Source organism: Okeania sp., assembly GCF_983059655.1.
On sequence record NZ_CEZPJD010000883.1, the window covers coordinates 1 to 1180 of the forward strand.

General features: G+C 39.7%; 1 protein-coding gene. It reads left to right on the top strand.

Annotated elements, in window-relative coordinates; genetic code table 11:
* On the top strand, window positions 1-1180 hold a 1180-nt coding region (locus tag AC3DU7_RS29710; protein WP_488042845.1), incomplete at both ends, for a fatty acyl-AMP ligase.

Consider the following 1180-nt stretch of genomic DNA (forward strand, 5'->3'; position numbering starts at 1 on the left):
ATTACTCACAGTAATCTTTTGCATAACTCTAGCCTAATTCATCAATGTTTTGGACATTCTGTAGAAAGCAAAGGAGTAATTTGGCTGCCTCCTTATCACGATATGGGTTTAATTGGCGGGATAGTACAACCTTTATATGGAGCATTTCCAGTAGTTTTAATGTCTCCGTTAATGTTTCTGCAAAGTCCAATACGTTGGCTACAAGCTATTTCTCAACATCAAGGGACTACAAGTGGCGGACCGAACTTTGCTTACGATTTGTGTGTCCGTAAAATTAAGGCCGAACAGATGCAAAATTTGGACTTAAGTAGTTGGGAAGTGGCATTTAATGGTGCTGAACCTATTAGTGCCCAAGTTTTAGAAAGATTTGCCAAAACTTTTGAAGTTTGTGGTTTCCGTCGAGAAGCTTTTTATCCTTGTTACGGTATGGCAGAAGCTACCCTGATAATTTCTGGAGGCGATAAACTTGCCCCACCAGTTCAAACTACTATTGCGACTAACGCATTAGAACAAAATCAGATTATTTCAATTACTTCAGAAACTGAAGCAACAAAAACATTAGTTGGCTGCGGTCAAACTTTGCCAGACCAACAGATTAAAATTGTCCATCCAGAAAAATTAACTCTCTGTGCTGAGGGTGAAGTTGGAGAAATTTGGGTATCGGGGCCAAGTATTGCTGAGGGTTATTGGCGCAAACTAGAAGAAACAAAGCAGACTTTTGAAGCTTATTTACCTGAAGCTCCAGGAAAAGAGCCATTTATGAGAACTGGAGATTTAGGGTTTCTGGAGGGTGGGGAATTATTTGTGACGGGTCGTCTGAAGGATGTGATTATTATTAATGGTCGGAATCATTACCCTCAAGACATTGAATGGACAGTAGAGCAAAGTCATCCCATGATTAGACCAGGTTGTGTGGCCGGCTTTTCAGTGGAGGTTGCTGGAGAAGAGCATTTAGTAGTAGTGGCTGAGGTGGAACGTAATTTTCGTCAACTGCTTCATGGAAGTCAAAAGTCAAAAGTCAAAAGTCAAAAGCATAACTCTACTGATGAATCTGTTGGCTTGGTAAAGCTTGATTTTCTTAGTCAGCGTAATGGTAAGTCTGATAAAGAAAATTTTGATAATTCTCAGGACTTAGTTAAATCTATCCAACGGTCTGTGTCAAGAAATCATGATTTACAGA